The organism is Hymenobacter saemangeumensis (genome assembly GCF_039541835.1).
Classification (GTDB): Bacteria; Bacteroidota; Bacteroidia; order Cytophagales; family Hymenobacteraceae; genus Hymenobacter; species Hymenobacter saemangeumensis.
Map to the genome: position 1 here is coordinate 1 of NZ_BAABGZ010000049.1, position 2,517 is coordinate 2,517.

1 rRNA gene is annotated in these 2,517 nt (G+C 54.9%); it reads left to right on the plus strand.

From position 1 onward, the window contains the following. Window positions 1-2,517 (plus strand): 23S ribosomal RNA (locus ABD919_RS13950); the annotation flags it as partial.

Below are 2,517 nucleotides of genomic sequence, written 5' to 3' on the forward strand. Positions count from 1 at the left end.
ATCCTGAGTAAGGCGGGGCCGGAGAAACCCCGTCTGAATCCAGCGGCACCATCCGCTAAGGCTACATACTCCTGAGACACCGATAGTGAACTAGTACCGTGAGGGAAAGGTGAAAAGAACCGGGAATACCGGAGTGAAAAGAACCTGAAACCGTGTGCTTACAAGCAGTCAGAGCCCTTTTGTGGGGTGATGGCGTGCCTTTTGCATAATGAGCCTACGAGTTACTCCTCCCCGGCAAGGTTAAGTGCTTTTGAGGCACGGAGCCGCAGCGAAAGCGAGTCTGAACAGGGCGCGCAGTCGGGGGGGGTAGACGCGAAACTTTGTGAGCTACCCATGAGCAGGTTGAAGGTTGGGTAAAACCAACTGGAGGACCGAACCAGTTTCCGTTGAAAAGGATTTGGATGACTTGTGGGTAGGGGTGAAAGGCCAATCAAACTGAGAAATAGCTCGTACTCCCCGAAATGTATTGAGGTACAGCGTCGGCGTTGAGCGTGCTGGAGGTAGAGCTACCAATAGGACTAGGGGGTGTCAGAGCCTACCGAATCCTGATGAACTCCGAATGCCAGTACGTATAGCCGGCAGTGAGGCCTGGGGTGCTAAGGTCCCCGGCCGAGAGGGAAAGAACCCAGACCATCTGCTAAGGTCCCTAAATCTAGATTAAGTTGAACAAAGGAGGTCCAGTTGCTTTGACAGCCAGGAGGTTGGCTTGGAAGCAGCCATTCCTTTAAAGAGTGCGTAACAGCTCACTGGTCGAGCGACCGGGCATCGATAATACGCGGGCATCAAATCTAGTACCGAAGCAATGGATGTGCATTATGTGCACGTGGTAGGGGAGCATTCTCCTTGCGGTGAATCCATCTCGTCAGAGGTGGTGGAGCGTGGAGAAAAGCACATGTAGGCATGAGTAACGATAATGGGGGTGAGAAACCCCCACGCCGATAGACTAAGGTTTCCAGCTCAACGCTAATCGGAGCTGGGTTAGTCGGGACCTAAGGGGCAGCCGAAAGGTGAACTCGATGGCCAGCTGGTTAATAGTCCAGCACCAATGAATGGAAGTGATGCAGTGACGCAGAAGTGAAAGCACCGCGAGCGGACGGAAGTGCTCGTTGAAGGCCGTAGGTATAGGAAGGGTAGTTAAGTACGCCCATCTTGCCGAACGCCGATAGTACCGCACGGCCTTCGGGCCACGCGGATAGTGTGCCTAATCCGACTGCCAAGAAAACCTGCTAAGCGTTTTAACCCATTCATTGCCCGTACCGCAAACCGACACAGGTAGTCAAGGAGAGTATCCTGAGGCGCTCGAGTGAATCACGGCCAAGGAACTCGGCAAAATGGTCCTGTAACTTCGGGAGAAGGGACGCTTCCTCTCTGCAAGGAGAGAAGCCGCAGTGAAAAGGCCCAAGCGACTGTTTAACAAAAACACATGACTTTGCTAACGCGCAAGCGGACGTATAAGGTCTGACACCTGCCCGGTGCCGGAAGGTTAAGAGGGGAGCTTAGTCCGCAAGGGCGAAGGCTTGAATCGAAGCCCCGGTAAACGGCGGCCGTAACTATAACGGTCCTAAGGTAGCGAAATTCCTTGTCGGGTAAGTTCCGACCTGCACGAATGGTGTAACGATTTGGGCGCTGTCTCAGCCGTGAGCTCGGTGAAATTGTAGTCTCGGTGAAGATGCCGAGTACCCGCCACGGGACGGAAAGACCCCGTGCACCTTTACTATAGGTTGCCATTGGTGGTGGGTTCAGTATGTGTAGCATAGGCGGGAGGCGCTGAACCGGGGACGCCAGTTCTCGGGGAGCCAACGTTGAAATACCGCCCTTACTGTGCCTGCTGCCTAATCCACAACTGTGTGGAGACAGTGGCTGCTGGGTAGTTTGACTGGGGTGGTCGCCTCCAAAAGAGTATCGGAGGCTTTCAAAGGTCCGCTCAGTACGCTTGGTAACCGTACGCAGAGCGCAATAGCAGAAGCGGGCTTGACTGTGAGACTGACCAGTCGAGCAGGGTCGAAAGACGGATATAGTGATCCGGTGGTTCCGCATGGAAGGGCCATCGCTCAAAGGATAAAAGGTACGCCGGGGATAACAGGCTGATCTCCCCCAAGAGCTCATATCGACGGGGAGGTTTGGCACCTCGATGTCGGCTCGTCACGTCCTGGGGCTGGAGAAGGTCCCAAGGGTTCGGCTGTTCGCCGATTAAAGTGGCACGCGAGCTGGGTTCAGAACGTCGTGAGACAGTTCGGTCCCTATCTGTGGTGGGCGTTGGAAATTTGACAGGACCTGTCCTTAGTACGAGAGGACCGGGATGGACCAGCCGCTGGTGCGCCGGTTGTACCGCCAGGTGCAGCGCCGGGTAGCTACGCTGGGACGAGATAAGCGCTGAAAGCATCTAAGTGCGAAACTCACCTGGAGATGAGATTTCCCAATTGTAAGGCCCGTCGGAGATGACGACGTGGATAGGCGGCAGGTGAACAACTGGAAACAGAATAGCTGAGCCGTACTAAGTGGCCGAGGGCTTCGTCA